The organism is Kyrpidia sp. (assembly GCF_023512215.1).
Classification (GTDB): domain Bacteria; phylum Bacillota; class Bacilli; order Kyrpidiales; family Kyrpidiaceae; genus Kyrpidia; species Kyrpidia spormannii.
In genome coordinates this window covers 1-16,027 of the sequence record NZ_JAILZZ010000008.1, presented here as the reverse complement: position 1 = coordinate 16,027, position 16,027 = coordinate 1, and the positions used below count along the sequence as shown (strand labels likewise).

14 protein-coding genes are annotated in these 16,027 nt (G+C 60.7%); all 14 read right to left on the bottom strand.

All coding sequences use genetic code 11. The annotated features are described in order from the left end of the window. Window positions 1-149: 149 nt before the first annotated feature. Window positions 150-1,223: a cell division protein FtsZ gene (ftsZ, locus tag K6T64_RS04985; protein WP_170085468.1), complete on the bottom strand. Its 1,074-nt coding sequence runs from the start codon at window positions 1,221-1,223 to the stop codon at window positions 150-152. 16 nt (window positions 1,224-1,239) lie between these two features. Then, window positions 1,240-2,460 (bottom strand): cell division protein FtsA, encoded by a 1,221-nt coding sequence (gene ftsA / locus K6T64_RS04980; protein WP_170085467.1) that lies wholly within the window; start codon window positions 2,458-2,460, stop codon window positions 1,240-1,242. Window positions 2,461-2,595: 135 nt separating this feature from the next. After that, on the bottom strand, window positions 2,596-2,949 hold the full coding sequence (locus K6T64_RS04975) for a small basic family protein (RefSeq protein ID WP_100667543.1): 354 nt from the start codon (window positions 2,947-2,949) through the stop codon (window positions 2,596-2,598). Beyond that, entirely contained in the window at window positions 2,946-3,695 is a 750-nt protein-coding gene (locus K6T64_RS04970) for a DUF881 domain-containing protein (RefSeq protein ID WP_100667542.1), read from the bottom strand. Before K6T64_RS04970 ends, K6T64_RS04975 begins: the two co-directional genes overlap by 4 nt. Before the next feature lie 97 nt (window positions 3,696-3,792). Further along, window positions 3,793-4,497, bottom strand: coding sequence for a DUF881 domain-containing protein (locus K6T64_RS04965; protein ID WP_288008819.1), 705 nt, complete (start codon window positions 4,495-4,497; stop codon window positions 3,793-3,795). After that, window positions 4,497-5,252 carry a cell division protein FtsQ/DivIB gene (locus K6T64_RS04960; protein ID WP_170085464.1) on the bottom strand — a complete coding sequence of 252 codons (756 nt, stop codon included), beginning with the start codon at window positions 5,250-5,252 and terminating at the stop codon, window positions 4,497-4,499. The genes K6T64_RS04965 and K6T64_RS04960 overlap by 1 nt, the downstream gene beginning before the upstream one ends. Before the next feature lie 77 nt (window positions 5,253-5,329). Continuing rightward, a complete protein-coding gene (gene murA, locus K6T64_RS04955; protein WP_100669268.1) occupies window positions 5,330-6,589 on the bottom strand; it encodes a UDP-N-acetylglucosamine 1-carboxyvinyltransferase in 1,260 nt (419 codons plus the stop codon). A 5-nt stretch (window positions 6,590-6,594) separates the two neighbouring features. Then, window positions 6,595-7,518, bottom strand: coding sequence for a UDP-N-acetylmuramate dehydrogenase (murB, locus tag K6T64_RS04950; RefSeq protein ID WP_170085463.1), 924 nt, complete (start codon window positions 7,516-7,518; stop codon window positions 6,595-6,597). Between the two features lie 165 nt (window positions 7,519-7,683). Then, the gene (murG, locus tag K6T64_RS04945; RefSeq protein WP_288008814.1) at window positions 7,684-8,805 is read right to left on the bottom strand and encodes an undecaprenyldiphospho-muramoylpentapeptide beta-N-acetylglucosaminyltransferase; all 1,122 of its coding nucleotides are present in this window, start codon (window positions 8,803-8,805) and stop codon (window positions 7,684-7,686) included. A 71-nt stretch (window positions 8,806-8,876) separates the two neighbouring features. Further along, the gene (spoVE, locus tag K6T64_RS04940) at window positions 8,877-9,977 is read right to left on the bottom strand and encodes a stage V sporulation protein E (protein ID WP_170099317.1); all 1,101 of its coding nucleotides are present in this window, start codon (window positions 9,975-9,977) and stop codon (window positions 8,877-8,879) included. Window positions 9,978-10,012: 35 nt separating this feature from the next. Continuing rightward, on the bottom strand, window positions 10,013-11,377 hold the full coding sequence (gene murD / locus K6T64_RS04935; RefSeq protein WP_170085460.1) for a UDP-N-acetylmuramoyl-L-alanine--D-glutamate ligase: 1,365 nt from the start codon (window positions 11,375-11,377) through the stop codon (window positions 10,013-10,015). 40 nt (window positions 11,378-11,417) lie between these two features. Next, on the bottom strand, window positions 11,418-12,380 hold the full coding sequence (gene mraY, locus K6T64_RS04930) for a phospho-N-acetylmuramoyl-pentapeptide-transferase (RefSeq protein WP_170085459.1): 963 nt from the start codon (window positions 12,378-12,380) through the stop codon (window positions 11,418-11,420). Window positions 12,381-12,397: 17 nt separating this feature from the next. Further along, window positions 12,398-13,900 carry a UDP-N-acetylmuramoyl-L-alanyl-D-glutamate--2,6-diaminopimelate ligase gene (locus K6T64_RS04925; protein WP_288008810.1) on the bottom strand — a complete coding sequence of 501 codons (1,503 nt, stop codon included), beginning with the start codon at window positions 13,898-13,900 and terminating at the stop codon, window positions 12,398-12,400. A 95-nt stretch (window positions 13,901-13,995) separates the two neighbouring features. Then, window positions 13,996-15,939, bottom strand: coding sequence for a stage V sporulation protein D (locus K6T64_RS04920; protein ID WP_483306129.1), 1,944 nt, complete (start codon window positions 15,937-15,939; stop codon window positions 13,996-13,998). Window positions 15,940-16,027 lie beyond the last annotated feature (88 nt).

The following is a 16,027-nucleotide window of genomic DNA, read 5'->3' as shown; positions in this document are numbered from 1 at the left end:
CCGTACAAATCAGTATAGTACATGTCTATGACAAACTTTGTCATACCTTGACGAAGGCATAAAAAAAGCCCTCGGTCCCTCCGAAGGCTTGCGCTGTCTGGGTTTTATCGCCCGATACCGGGGCGCCCCAGCTCTTTGGCTTTAACCACTTATCCTCGCCGATGTCGAAGAAAGGCGGGGATATGGTAGTCTTCCGATTGAGACGGCGCCTGGACATTCTGAAAAGGTCGGATCTCCACTTTGTTGACGGGCTTTGCTGTTTGCTGGGCTTTGTGTTCAAAACCGGTGGCAATCACCGTCACGACGATCTCGTCCTTCAAATCCTGGTTGATCACCGCACCAAAAATCATGTTCACTTCGGGGTCGGCCGCAGAGGAAACGATATCTGCGGCTTCGTTCACTTCGAACAGGCTGAGATTGTTGCCGCCAGCAATATGCATGAGCACTCCCCGAGCCCCGTCGATGGAGGTTTCCAATAGTGGGCTGCAGATCGCTTTTTTGGCCGCCTCCGCGGCTCGGTTTTCCCCACTTGACACTCCGATGCCCATCAGGGCCGAACCCCGCTCGGTCATGATGGTCTTCACATCCGCGAAATCCACGTTGATCAATCCGGGGACGGCGATCAGATCGGAGATCCCCGACACGCCTTGGCGCAGCACATTGTCCGCTTCCCGGAACGCCTCGAGCATGGGCGTATTGCGATCGACGATCTCCAACAACCGATCGTTGGGGATGACGATCAGTGTATCCACCTTTTCTTTCAAATGCTGGATTCCCTGTTCTGCTTGGTTCATCCGGCGCCGCCCTTCAAAACTGAAAGGCTTAGTCACCACGCCCACCGTCAGGGACCCGAGTTCTTTGGCGATCTCGGCGATCACCGGCGCCGCTCCGGTGCCCGTACCGCCCCCCATCCCGGCGGTTACGAAAACCATATCCGCTCCCCGCAGGGCGTTCATGATCTGCTCCCGGCTCTCATCGGCAGCCTTTTTCCCAATCTCCGGATTCGCCCCGGCCCCAAGGCCCCGGGTGAGTTTCTCCCCGATCTGCAGACGGCTTTCGGCCTTGGACAACTGCAGAGCCTGGGCATCGGTGTTCACCGCAATGAATTCCACGCCTTTGATCCCGGACTCAATCATCCGGTTGACCGCGTTACAGCCTCCTCCTCCCACGCCGATCACCTTGATCTGTGCGAGGTGCTCCGTGTCGAATTCGAACTCGAGCATCACCGTGTCCCTCCGCTCACATAAAATCGGCAAACCAACTCTTTATTCGTCGAATCAATCCGGGGGACGCCCCTTTGCGAGCGGGCTGGTGATCCACAGCCCGGCGGTAGCTATGGTTGGCCACATATCGGATAATGCCCACCCCATTGACAAACGAAGTATCCCGCACACCCAAAAACTCGGGCACAGCGACCCGCACCGGAGCGGCCAACTCATGTTCGGCCAGCTTGTCGATCCCGCGGGTGGCGGACACGCCGCCATAGAGGACATAGCCTCCGGGAATCTCCCCCGCCACCCCCATGCGCTCGATCTCTCGGCGAACGAGGAAGAACATCTCCTGCAGCCGCGGTTCGATGATCGTCGCCAACTCCTGCGCCGACACATCTTTTTCATCCTGGTTGCCAATCCTTGGGACTTTAAACCGCTCGTCCCCGGGTGCCAAGGCCACCATCGCCCAGCCGTGTTTGGATTTAATCTTCTCGGCCACGTCCGTTTGCGTCCGCAGACCGATGGCAATATCGTTCGTCACGTAGTCTCCGCCGACCGGAAGCACACTGACCCCGGCGAGGGCACCCCGCTCGAACACCGAGATGGTCGTGGCCCCGGCACCCAGATCGACCAGCACGACGCCGAGCTTCTTTTCATCCGGGGAGAGGGCGACGGACCCGGCTGCCAAAGGGAGGAGGACAAGACCCGCAATCTCCATCTCGGCGCGCTCCACACATCGCACCAAATTGTGAATAACCGTCCGGGATCCCGTAATGATATGGGCGTCCACCTCCAGCCGGACTCCGATCATACCACGGGGGTCGGTGATCCCTTCCAACCCGTCGACGATATATTCCTTTGGAACGACATCCACGATCTCCCGTTCGGGAGGCAGGGCCATGACCCGGGCGGCCTGAAGAACGCGATCGACGTCATCTTCGGTGATCTCGCGGTCCGGTGACGAGACCGCCACCACTCCATGGCTGGATTGCAAGGCGATGTGGCTGCCGGATACCCCGACGTAGGCCGACTGGATATGCACGCCGACCATCCGTTCAGCATGTTCCACCGCTTCTCGAATCGCCCGGACCGTTTTGTCGATATCGACAATGGCTCCCTGGCGGATCCCGTCACCCGGTGCCGTCCCGACGCCGATCACGTTCAAGTTGCTGCCTGTTACTTCTCCGATGATGATCCGGATCTTGGATGTCCCAACGTCCAGACTGACGATGATGTCGCCCTTGGTCAAACAACGGCACCCCCAAACCCACTCCCTTAGATGCTCTCCTAGAAAATTCGACGCCACGCAGGGAATCCCTTTTTTTTCGGAGGCATCTTCACAAAAAAGAAGCGCCGGATATCCCGGCATCCGGCGAAAAATCGATTACGGAGAGGAAGATGGCCACCTGCGGTCCATCAGGATGCGCCGAATCGTCGCGATATTTTGAAACAATCGCACTCCAAAGGCAAAAACCGCTGCCAGGTAAAGATCAACGCCCAATTGCACGCCGATAAAGGCGAGAAAAGCTGCCAGCAACGTATTAAAAAAGAACCCGCTGATAAAGACGCGACTGTCGAAATTTCCCTCTAACCCTGCCCGTATCCCCCCGAACACCGTATCCAGCGCCGCCAAAACGGCAATAGAGAGATAACTGGAAAATTGAGGGGGAATGGTAACATTAAACGCCAAGCCGAGCAACACTCCGAGGATCAACCCCACGATGGACAACCAGATCATGATCCCCCGGTCACCTCTTTCTTTGCAAAACGGAATTCCACTGGATCATGGTAGGCGGGCAGATTGACCACCTCACCGCCCTTGCGCACTTCGATGGTCACTTCTTTTCCAATCTGACGGTAGTCCTGAACAATCGGATTGATGGTGAGGGCCGCTTTCATCCGGTCGGGATCTCCCACCGCCTCAATCACGTAAGGCATGGAAATGGGGTGGGTGTCAACCTGCATCACCCCATTCACCTCGCGAATAAATGACGTGGTGATCAAACGCTGGCCATTGAGGGCGATCCCCTCAGCCCCGTTGCCGTACAGAAGATTGACGATCATCTGTAACATCCAATCGTATACGTGCGTGTCCTGCCCAGTAATCGCGGGGCCTGGAAGATCCCGGATGGTGACAATCACCCCCGGGCCGCTGGCGGGTTCAAGACCCGCTTGGCGCCTGGCATCCTGAACCTCTTGCACCAAGGCTTCCGCCATTCCGGCGCGATTTCCTCCTGTGGCCTGGTATTTCTCCAGTTGATGCTGTAAATCGTCCAAGGTTTTGAGCAACCCTTCCTGTTTCGCCTGCTGCTGGGCCAATTCGCTTCGCAGTTCCACGATGTCGCTCCGCGCCGTCGCCGGCTGCCGAACCGTGGAGATCTGCACCGCAGCCATAAATCCGACGATCAGAGAGGCCGCAAACAAGATGATATACAGCGTCCGTTTCGAACGACCCGTTACTTGGGGTCCCTGTGTATCCGCCACCCTTTTCGCCCCTTTGTCATCTATGCGATCGGCTCCCCGCTCGCCCCGCTTTGCGCCTCCGATAAAACCGCACCCGCATCTTCCCAACGGCCCGCGATCACCCCGTCAACCCCGTGGCCGATTTTAGGTGCAAATCCGCCTGGACCACCGGGCCTGTCACCGTCACCGTCCGACTTCGCAGTAAATCCAGAATTCCTCCCGGCCGGTTCAGTTGGCTGGTCATTTTTTGCGGATCACCGATGGCTTCAATTGTGAAAGGAGGAACGAGTCGCGCCAGCCCCACCCGGATCGTCGGCCCGATACAGACCACCCCGGTGTTCACCGCCATCCGCTCCCCGTTGATCGACACCGCCTCGGCCCCGCCCGCGTACAGTTCGTTGACCACCCGCCTAAGATCAAAATCGTGGACAATCGCGTAACGCGGGTCAACCCCCACCGGAATCGGGCCGTGGTGGTCGTCGATGATCACTTTCACCCCTGGGCCGTGTACCGGCACGGTACCCGCCAGGATCTGATAATCCTCTAACTTCTGTCGATCCGGGGCCATCGCTCCCATATCGCCATCCACCTGTTTCTCGTACCGGTCCACTTGGGCCTGAAGGTCGGAGATCTTCGCCTCAAGCGCCTCATTGGTGTGTTTCGCCGAAGCAAGGGAATCCAGGAGTTTTGAGCTTTCATCGATGCGCAGCGGGGGTGGGGGCCACCGGACCGCATGGGTGCTCCGCAACTGCACCGTGAGCATGAATCCCAATAACACGCCGATGAGTGTTAACAAAAAAGCCGTCTCTATCCGCTTGATCATTATTGCCCCCCCTTTCCGCCGGGAAAGGGACTGTAGCGGAACGGATCCGTCAGCCAAATCTCACCGGGCCCCCGGTCTTTGACCTGATCCCGAATCTGAGGGAACCATTGCATGCGCTGGGCGAATTCCTGGGCAGGCACGTGCAACTCATAATGATCCACCGTATACACCGTCCACATCGTGGAATCGCCGACGTGCACTTCCGCTAGCTGGGCCCGGAGTTCCGGCGACAGTAAAGCGAGTTGGCGGCAGGCCGCAACCACCGGCGCCACGGGTTTTCCGAGGGTAACTTGGGGGGGTGCTCCCACGGTGATCAAAGGCATACCGATGGTCTCCCCGGGCCTCACCACATCCAGCGCCGTCCCGTCCTCAAGAAGCCGGTACCAAGCACCCCCCGAAGGAAACACCGCCACTACTCCTTTTTCCCTCACCGAGATATCCAAGGAGCCTGTCCAGCTGAAGTGCACGCGGACATCCGCCACCAGAGGAAAAGCCTTTTGAATTCGGGCGGCCACATCGGCGGGTTTTACCTCAAACCACCAGGTGCCGAGGGGAACCTCTGCCGCCTGTTCCACCTCGGCTGGTGTTAAACTATGCGTCCCTTCTACCTGAATATGCCTCACTCGGGAGAGGGGAGACCCAAAAAACAGGGCTACGGCGGAACCGAGGAGAAACGCGATCAACAAAATCCGCGCCCGCAGCCTCCGCCCGCCCTCGGCCTTTCCTTTCGCCCCCGGGGTGCCACCAGTATTCAAAATTGCCGAACCCCCGTCATATTGAAAAAAAGAGCGGCATATCTATGTGCCGTAGTACGCCGCTCCTCCGGTATGGTTTATGATTGGGACAAGCGCCGCACCCGGGCTCCAAGCCCCCGCAGCATCTCGTCGAATTGTTGGTATCCTCGGTCAATATGGTGAGCCTGCTCCACCACCGTTGTACCTTCTGCCACAAGACCCGCCAATACCAAAGCCGCACCTGCCCGCAGATCGCTCGCCTGCACCACCGCCCCGGTCAGGCGCGGCACCCCTTGCACAAAGGCGGTGCGCAGATCCACTCGAATATTGGCCCCCATGCGGCACAGTTCACTGACGTGTTTGAACCGCTCTTCAAAAACCGTCTCCGCCACAATGGACATCCCTGGAGCCACGCTCAACAAGGCCATAAAAGGAGCTTGAAGATCCGTGGGAAACCCCGGATAGGGCGCGGTGCGCACCTGCTCCACCGCCCGGAGCTTCCCGTCCGAACGCACCCTCATTATATCACGGCCGGTTTCGATTTCAACACCGCCCTCGCGCAATTTTGTCAATACAGCCCCCAAATGATTCGGACGGACGTTCTCCAGGGTCACATCGCCGCCGGTCATACTGACGGCGATGGCCAGCGTCCCCGCCACAATGCGATCGGGTATGATCGCATACCGTCCTCCAATGAGCCCTTGAACCCCGGAAATGACCAGGGTATCTTCCCCCGCCCCCTCAACGCGCGCTCCAAGTCGGTTGAGAAAATTGGCCAGATCGACGATTTCCGGTTCCCGAGCGGCGTTGCCGATCACCGTGGTCCCCTCGGCGAGGACCGCGGCCATCATCAGGTTTTCCGTCGCCCCGACACTTGGGGTATCCAAATAAATCGCTGCGCCATGTAACCGCCGGGTCTGGCAATCGATGTAGCCATGCACTTCGTCGATGGACGCCCCCAACGCCGCAAGTCCCTTCAAATGAAGATCAATCGGACGTGAACCGATTGTACACCCGCCAGGGCGGGAGACCCGTGCGTGGCAATATCGAGCAAGGAGAGGACCCATGAGGAAAATGGACGAACGCATTTGCCGCATCAATTCCTCCGGCACTTCCGTTCGGGAGATCCGCCGGGCGTCCACCCGGACTACGGGAGGCGAATAATCCACCGATGCCCCGAGGGCCCGCAGAATGTCGACCATGACGCGAATGTCCTGAAGATCCGGCACGTCTTCGACAACACAGACCCCTTCGGCCAGCAGAGTGGCTGCGAGAATCGGCAACGCCGCATTTTTGGCGCCGTGTACCCTCACCGTACCTTCCAGCGGCGTGCCCCCTTCAACGGCGATTCGATCCAAGGCCTTCACCCCCCGGTTTCAACATCCTCCCCGACAATTCGCACCTCGGGCATCAGCCGGACGGCGAACTTTCGATAAACCTCCTCTTGGGCCAAATGGATCAACGCCAACACATCTCCGGCCGTGGCCCCGCCCAGATTCACGATGAAATTGGCGTGAACCGGAGAGATTTGGGCCCCTCCCACGCGTCTCCCCTTTAATCCCGCTTCTTCGATCAACCGGGCGGCGTAGTGGTTCACCGGATTGCGAAAGACACTGCCGGCGCTCGCCTGGGCCAGGGGCTGGGTCTGCCGCCGACGCTGGGTCCAGGCTTTTACTCGACTCATCATCTCCGCCGTATCTCCAGGCGCCAAGCCGAACGCCGCCCGGACCACCAGAGCGCCCCACTCGGCCACCCGGCTCGTGCGGTATCCGAACCCCAACTCATCATTGGATTTTCGGATGAGGGAGCCATCTGGAAACACGAGGTCGGCCCACGTCAGGACGTCCTTGATCTCACCACCGTGAGCGCCGGCATTCATGCGAACGGCACCGCCCACACTGCCGGGAATACCCGTGGCGAACTCCAACCCGGCGAGACCCCAGTGGATGGCGTGGTTGGCAGCGGAGACGATCAACCGCCCGGATTGAGCCACCAGGGTCGTTCCTTCCCGCTCCATCTGCGACCAGTTATCGGCCAATTTCACGACCACGCCCCGGATTCCGCCGTCCCGGACCAGGAGGTTGGAACCTTTCCCGATCACCAGCCACGGCCAACCCCGCTCGCCGACCAGCGCCATCAGGCGGCGGATCTGATCCTGCTCCTCCGGCAATACCAAGACGTCGGCGGGCCCTCCAATGCGCCAGGTGGTATGGCGAGCCATCGGTTCATCTCGAAGTACCCGACCGACATCGACACGGCTTAGAATCGACCAAATTTCTTCTTTCACCGGTGAACCTCCTCGCCGGCTGGCCAAGGCGGGACCTTTGCCAACCATCGCATCCCTATACTATGGATCGGTGCCCCCCGGTGTGACAAACGCCCACCGTGGAAGGCCTGGCGGCATCTGGACACGAAAAACCCCCGGGACCGTTCCCCGGGGCCTCTCCGGCCGTCACTGCCGCCCCTTGGCAGACGCCAATGACACCACTAACAGTGAAAGGGTTCGAGCCGCATCCACCAGTCCCAATTCCCGGGATCGGCGGCTCATCTCCTTCGCCTCATCGCGCCCAAGAATATGTATGATTCGTCGAAAGAGTTCATCGGGCGTCAACTGGTCTTCCGGAAGAACCACCGCCGCTTCCCTCTCGGCCAGCCACCGGGCATTTCGCTCCTGATGGCGACCGGCGACATAAGGGGATGGAATGAGAATAGCCGGTGTGCCCGCCGCCGTCAACTCCGCCACCGTCGACGCCCCGGCCCGGCACACGACGCAGTCCACCGCGTGCAGCAAGGCCGGCATGTCGTGGCAAAAAGGCACGATTGTAACACCCTCGACCTTCTCCTTCCCGAACTGGCGTTCCACGTCTCTTTCGATATCCTCAAAATGGGCGCGCCCCGTGACCCATACCAATTGAAACGGGGCCCCTTTAAGCTTCGGCAACAGCCCCTGGGCCGCCCGGTTAATGGGCGCTGCCCCCCGGCTCCCAGAGACGATCACCACCGCGGGGCGATCGGTCTTCAAACCGTACTCCCGACGAATCGCTTCCACCCGGTCCTCTTGCACCTCCACCAATTCGCTCGCCCGGGGGTTGCCGGTGATCACTACCCGCTTGGCTTTTGGAAACGCGGAGGTATCAGGAAAAGACACGGCCACGGCATCCACCACCCGGGACAAAAGGCGGTTGGTTAAACCCGGTACCACATTCTGCTCGTGAATCAGCGTGGGAATGCCCATGCGGTGGGCCATGAAGACCACCGGGCCGCTCACGTACCCCCCGGTGCCCACCACCACATTCGGACGAAACCTTCGCAACACGCCCTTGGCTTGGCCCAGACTGCGCCAAGCCTGCCACAGGGCCCTCACCTGTTCCAGGCCCGGCCGCCTGGGTAATCCCCGGACGTCAATGGCGGTAAACGGAATTCCTTCCCGAGGCACCAACTCCTTCTCCATGCCCCCGGGCGTGCCGACGTACAGCAATTCCAGGTCCTCCACCCTCCGCCTCAAATCCCTCGCCAGGGCCAGGGCCGGATAAATGTGTCCCCCGGTGCCGCCCCCGGTTAAAAGCACCCGCATAAGCCCCATCCCTCTCTTTTGACCCGCCGCCCGGAAGCCCCCTCCCGCTCTGGCCCCGGGCTTGGAACAGCTCAGCTTCTCACCGCATGCCTTGAGATATTTAACAGAATCCCGATTCCTGTCAACATGAGCACCAAAGAGGACCCCCCATAACTGATCAGGGGCAAGGTGATGCCGGTTACCGGCATGGAGCCCGTGACCACACCGACATTGATCAACACCTGAACCCCGATCATCGCCACGATCCCGGTAGCCAATAGGCTGCCAAACCCATCCGGGGCCCGCATCGCCACGTAGATCCCCCGCCATACCAGGGCGGCGAAAAGTAGAAGAACGGTGGCCGCCCCAATAAAACCCAGTTCCTCAGCCAGGATGGCAAAAATAAAATCGGTCTGCGGTTCAGGCAGGTAAAGAAACTTCTGCCGGCTCCTCCCGAGGCCCAGCCCAAACAACCCTCCGGGCCCCAAAGCATATAGGGACTGAATAATATGATAGCCCTCGGTCAAAGGATATTTCCACGGATCGAGGAAGGCCACCACCCGTCCCAACCGGTAGGGAGCCACCGCCACCAGGGCTGCAAACACCGGCACCGCCGACATCCCGAGTGCCACCAAGTGCCGGACCCGGGCCCCGGCCACGAAAATCAACACCCCCATAGTCCCCACGAGAACCACCGTCTGGCCGAGGTCCGGTTCCAACATGATCAGTCCTACGGCCACCGCCACCAGGCCCAGCGCCGGCGCTAAACCCCTCCAAAAAGACTCGATCTTCGCCGCGGGCCTTGCCAACCAATCGGCAAAAAACAAAATAAACCCCAGTTTCGCAAATTCACTGGGCTGAATGCCGAGGGTACCCACCCCGAGCCATGCCCTGGCTCCCCCCCGCACTGCACCGATGGGGGTGAGAACGATCACCAGCATGAGGAGGCACAGCCAGAGCACCGGTTTGGCCAGAGGCCTTAGCCTCCGATAATCCAGGCGCATCATGACAAACATCATCACGACCCCGATGGCGGCCCACATCAATTGGCGCTTCGCATAATAGAAAGGGTCGCCGTACCGCTGATCGGCTAAGACGGCGCTGGCGCTGTACACCATCACCACGCCGAGGCCGAGCAAAAGAAGGGTGACCGTCAACAGCAGCAGATCCGGCGCGCGGTCCCGGTCGGGCATTGAACCACCCCCTGTATCCGGTCTCGTCCAGTCTGCTACAGTTTATTCACCGCCTCTTTGAACATGCGGCCACGCTCTTCAAAAGATCGATACTGATCCCAACTGGCCGCCGCCGGGGACAGCAGCACCACATCCCCTCCCCGAGCCAAACAGGCCGCTATCCGCACCGCTTCTTCGACATCCGAAACCTTGCGGACGGGTATCTCCACCTCTTCCGCCAAGGCGGCGATCCGCGGCCCCGATTGCCCCATCGTCAGCACCGTTTTTACCCTGCCCTCTTGGAGCAGGGGCAAGAGTCGGCGATAATCGTCTCCACGATCCAGCCCCCCGGCAATCCAGATCACATTCTTCGGAAAGGCTCCGAGCGCCCGGAATGCCGCCTCGGGGTTCGTCGCCTTCGAATCGTTGTAAAAGGTCACTCCTTGCCATTGGCGCACGAACTCCATCCGGTGTTCGACGCCGCGAAATGTACGACCCGAGGCAGCCACCGCCGACAACGATGCCCCGGCCAACACGGCCAAGGTCCCCGCGGCCAAGAAGTTCTCTAAATTGTGTTCTCCGGGAAGCGCCACGTCGCCCACGGCGCAGACCGGTTCTGTCCGAAAGCCGTCCCACCAGAGGACGCGGTCGCCCTCCACCGCCATGCCCGGAACCCCCGGCCGCCGCGGCCCGCCAAACTGGGCGGGCCGTGCCCGAACGCCCGCCATCAAGTGGTGCTCGTCTTTCCGGCCGCCGTTCAGGACCGCGTAATCCTCCGGTCCCTGGTTGACAAACATGTTCTTTTTGGCCGCCGCGTAGGCTTCGAGACTTCCATGATAATCCAGGTGAGCGGGATAGATGTTGAGAATCGCACCGATGTGCGGGCGAAACCGAAGGGTCCCCTGCAGCTGGAAACTGGACAACTCCGCCACAAGCCATTCTTTCGAATCGATGGCCTCCACCACATCGCACAGCGGCACACCGATATTCCCGGCCACCCGGTGGGGCACCCCGGCCGCCTCCAGCATATGGCCGACCCAGGACGTGGTGGTGGTTTTGCCGTTGGTGCCCGTAATCGCGAGCCAATTCTCTGGACGAATGCGCCAGGCCACTTCCAGTTCTGTCACCACCGGGATGCCCCGGCGGATCGCCTCGGTCACCGGATAGGCACTGTAGGGAACCCCCGGATTTTTCACCACCTCGTCCCATGGTTGGTCAAAGAGGCTCTCCGGATGACCCCCCACCACCAACCGAGCCCCAATCTGCGCCAGCTCGTTGGCCTCTTCCCCCAACTCCTCCACCCGCCGTCGGTCCGTAATCGTGACTTGTGCGCCATGCCGAAGGAGGAGGCGGGCCACCGCTGCCCCGCTTCGAGCCAAACCAACCACCAACACCTGTGCCCCGGCCCACTCATTTACCACATCCTGTCACCTCTTCCGATCCACAGGCGGCACCCGCCGCCTAGCCCCTGGCATACAAAACCAACGCCCCGGCCGATAGACACAGTCCGACCGCCCAAAAGGTGCTCACCACCCGCCACTCGGACCAGCCGCCGAGCTCAAAATGGTGGTGCAACGGGCTCATTCGAAACACCCTTCGGCCAAAAGTCTGAAAGGCAAACACTTGAATCATCACGGACAGGGCCTCAGCCACGAATACCCCGCCGATCAGGATCAGCCAAAACTCCGTTTTCGTCAAGACCGCCGCTGACGCCAGAGCCGCTCCGATGGCGAGAGACCCCGTATCCCCCATAAACACCCGGGCCGGGTGGGCGTTGAAAACGAGAAATCCGAGCAGCGCCCCCATCATCGCCGCGCAGAACACCACCAAGTCATACTGACTGTTCCACCATGCCACCACCACATAGGTTCCCAAGGCGATGGCCGCGGTCCCGGCAGCCAAGCCATCCAGTCCATCGGTTAGATTCACTGCATTGGAGGTCCCGATGAGCACCAGGGCCAGGAAGGGAAGATACAGTCCCCCGAGATGCCACGTCACACCGACCAGCGGAATATACACGTCAAAAGAAAAGCCGTGGAACCTCGCCAGGGCTAGAAAAAAGAGCACCGCCACCGCCCCTTGGGCGAGCAGTTTTTGCCGGGCAGTCAGGCCGAGATTCCTCCGTTTCACCACTTTGATATAGTCATCGATAAAACCGATGAGTCCAAAGGCGAGGGTGGCCCCAATCGCCAATAACGCCGCAGGCGAACGACCGGCGAACTGCCATACCGTGACCGCCGTCGCCAAAAGAATAATCGTCCCCCCCATGGTCGGAGTCCCGGATTTTTTCTTGTGGGACACCGGCCCCTCCTCGCGGATGCTCTGGCCGATCTTGAGTCGGCGCAGCACGGGAATAAACAGAGGCCCGAGGAGAACGGCCACCACAAAAGCCGTTCCCGCTGTCAACCAGACCGCCTGCATCATAAGGCCCTCCTTCTTTCCTACCGACCGCCGGGAGTATGAAGAGCATCCAAGGCTTTCCGAGCCTCCACCCGGTCATCAAAGGGAAACTTGCGTCTGCCAATGATTTGGTACGTCTCGTGCCCCTTGCCTGCGATGAGCACCACATCCTTCTCCCCGGCCAAGTGGATCGCCCGGCGAATCGCCTCGGTCCGATCGGAAATCCGTTCATACCGGGAGGTGTCCGCGCCGATTTCCCGAAGGCCCGCCTCAATGTCATCCAAGATTCGCTCCGGATCCTCGGTGCGGGGATTATCGGACGTTAAAATGGCATAATCCGCCCTGGTGTAGGCGATGCGCCCCATCAGCGGTCGCTTGGTCCGATCCCGGTCACCGCCGCAGCCGAACACGACGATCAACCGCCCTGACGTAACCTCCCGAAGGGCCTGCAGGACATTGTCCAAGCTGTCGGGCGTATGGGCATAATCCACCACCACCCCGAAGGGCTGCCCGGCATCCACCCGTTCCATCCGCCCTGGAACTCCGCTGACCCGGGCCAATTGGTCCGCCATCCAGTCCAGGTCGAACCCCTGGATCCAACCCGCCCCCATGGCCGCCAAGATGTTGTAAACGCTGAACCTGCCGGGCAGCGGCACTTGCACCCGAGTCCGCCGGCCCTCGATCTCCGCCACAAACCGTACGCCCCGGGTGTCGACCTCCACCTCCCGGGCGCGCAGATCGGCGGGGCGGTCCACCCCGTAGGTTACGGTCTGGGCCGTGGTTTGCCGGGCCATCCATTTTCCCACCGGGTCGTCGAGGTTCACCACGGCAAAGGCTTGATCCGCCCGGGTATCGCCATACTCATTCCCCAACCGGGCGAACAGTTTCCCCTTCGCCTCCCGGTACGCCTCCATCGATCCATGAAAATCCAGGTGGTCCTGGGTGAGGTTGGTGAAAACGGCGGTGTGAAAACGTGTCCCGGCAACCCGGTCCAACTCCAGGGCGTGGGAGGAGACTTCCATCACCGCGTGGCTCACCCCCGCGTCCCTCATCTGCGCGAAGAGGCGTTGCAACTCCACCGCTTCCGGGGTCGTGTTGATCGCTTCTGAGCTCCAGTCGCCGATCCGGGTCTGGATGGTGCCGATCAGTCCCGTCCGGGCTCCGCTGCCCCGAAGGAGATGATCAATCAAATGGGTCACCGTGGTTTTCCCGTTCGTCCCGGTCACGCCGATCACCCGCATGGCCCTGGAGGGGTGTCGGAAAAATACCGCCGCCAGTACAGCGGCCGCCCGGCGGGTGTCCGGCACCACGATCTGGGGCAGAGGTGTGTCCAGGCAATCCTCCACCACCGCCGCCACCGCGCCGGACCGGCGCGCCTCGTCTACGAAAGCATGCCCATCCACCGTGTGGCCCCGGAGAGCAATAAACAGACTGCCCGGCCCGGCGGTGCGGGAATCGGCGGTGACGTCGGTCACCTCCACCGCCGAGATCTCCCCCACCACCCGCACATGCAATAAAGCGCCCACCAAATCTTGCAATCTCACGACTATCCCTCGTTTCACACATTCCAGTATGGACCGATTCCGAAGAACGCAGACGGGTTCGGGTCTTCCCCGGGGCCGCCCTCCAGCCCATGTCTTTACGGCGCCCCGGCTGGCTTTGGACCCAAATAAATCCGCACCATGGTACCCGGGGGCACCTTCGTGCCGGCCTGGGGCGCTTGGGCGATCACATAATCCCCTTGGCCGGCGGTCGCCACGTAGAGCTGGGCGCTGCTCTCCAGCATCGTCCGCCGGGCCTCGTCCAAGGACCGGCCGGAAACGTCCGGCACTTCCACCGGCTTCGTGTCCAGGTACCCGTATTCCCGCGGAATCCCCTGGGAACTCGGCGGGACACCGAGGTACTGCAGGCTGTCCGCCAGGATGTGACCCACCACCGGGGCCGCGATCACCCCGCCGAATATCACCGGCGCCTTGGGGTTATCCACGGCGACGTAAGCCACCAATCTCGGATGGTCGGCCGGGGCCATGCCGATGAAAGACACGATGTAATGGTTGCGCATGTAGTGGCCGTCCGGCCCCACAACCTGGGCGGTACCCGTTTTACCCGCCACCCGATACCCTTCCGAATAAGCGTTTTTTCCGGTTCCCCGGGCGACCACGCTTTCCAGAGCCCCTCGAACCAATTCCGCCGTTTGGGGAGAAATCACCCGGCGGACCGGAGTGGGCTGGCGTTCGCTAATCACCTGCCCCGTCTCGTGATCCACCCATTTGGCCGCAACATAAGGCTTCATCAAAGCCCCGCCGTTAGCTACGGCGCTCACCGCCACAACCTGTTGGATGGGCGTCACCGAAACGCCCTGGCCGAAGGAAGTCGTGGCCAACTCCAAAGGCCCCACCCGGGACAGTTTGAATAGAATCCCGGAACCCTCCCCCGGGAGGTCAATGCCCGTTTTCGACCCAAAACCGAACGCCCGGATGTAATGGAAGAGGGCATCCTTCCCCAAGCGCTGTCCCATCAGCATGAAACCGGGGTTGCACGAGTTCTCCACCACTTCCAGGAATGATTCAGACCCATGCCCCCCGGCTTTCCAGCACCGGATCCGATGCCCGGCGACTTCAAAATACCCCGGGTCGAAAAACCGCTCATCGAGCCGAATCTTGTTCTCCTGCAAAGCGGCGGAGAGCGTCACAATCTTAAAGGTCGAACCCGGTTCAAAAGTTTTCCAGATCGCCAAATTTCGATCATACACCTGATGAGGATAATCCGGGTAGTTGGCGGGATTAAAAGTCGGGGCGTTTTCCATGGCCAGGATTTCTCCGGTAGCCGGGTCGGCCACCACCGCCGTCACGCTATCCGGATGATACTCCGCCACCACCCGGTCGATTTCCCGCCGCACAAAGGAGGAAATCTGCTCGTCCAGGGTGAGGTACACATCTTCGCCGGGCTGGGGCGGTATGTAGGTGCTCTCGGTCCCCGGCATAGCTTCCCCTTTAGCATTGGCAAAAAAGGAAATCGCTCCCGGAAAACCCCGCAACCGGGCATCATACTCCGCTTCCAATCCGGCTAAACCCTGGTTATCGATGCCGACGAAGCCCAGGACATGGGCGGCCAGCTCCCCAAAGGGATAATACCGCCGGCCTTCTTCCGTAATGTACACGCCGGGCAGGTGCAAATCCCGCACCGCCTTCGCTTTCGCGTCGTCGATCTTCCTTCCCCCCGCTACGTACACCATCAGAGTGCGCTTCGAAATCAGGCTCAGGATCCGCTGTTCCGACACGTTCAAGACGGGGGCAAGCCGGGCGGCCGTCGCCGTTTTATCCCGGATCTGGGCCGGCACCGCCACCACCGTCGGAGCGCTGACGTTGTAAGCCAATACATGGCCGTTTCGATCATACACCGTTCCCCTTTTCGGCTCAACCGGAATATCGCGCCGCCACGAATCCATCGCACGCTGGGTGAGCCAGGGCGATTGCACGAGTTGGATGTACCCGAGGCGCCCGATCAACAGCGCGAACGTCAGAAGGGCGGCGAGGCTCACCCACGCCAGTCGCCGCCTTCTGGTCCAATCCCGGTCTCCCACATGGCCCCCTCCCTCGTATGATAGTAGTAGAAGCTCTCCTTCGTTGAATTTCCAGTAGGTCCGGAACTGCTGGAGCAGCGCTGGAGAA

Bases quoted from the DNA above. Each gene is read 5' to 3' on its own strand.
- ftsZ (WP_170085468.1), bottom strand. From the start codon at position 1,223: ATGCTCGAGTTCGAATTCGACACGGAGCACCTCGCACAGATCAAGGTG.
- K6T64_RS04975 (WP_100667543.1), bottom strand. From the start codon at position 2,949: ATGATCTGGTTGTCCATCGTGGGGTTGATCCTCGGAGTGTTGCTCGGC.
- K6T64_RS04965 (WP_288008819.1), bottom strand. From the start codon at position 4,497: ATGATCAAGCGGATAGAGACGGCTTTTTTGTTAACACTCATCGGCGTG.
- murG (WP_288008814.1), bottom strand. From the start codon at position 8,805: ATGCGGGTGCTTTTAACCGGGGGCGGCACCGGGGGACACATTTATCCG.
- spoVE (WP_170099317.1), bottom strand. From the start codon at position 9,977: ATGCCCGACCGGGACCGCGCGCCGGATCTGCTGCTGTTGACGGTCACC.
- mraY (WP_170085459.1), bottom strand. From the start codon at position 12,380: ATGATGCAGGCGGTCTGGTTGACAGCGGGAACGGCTTTTGTGGTGGCC.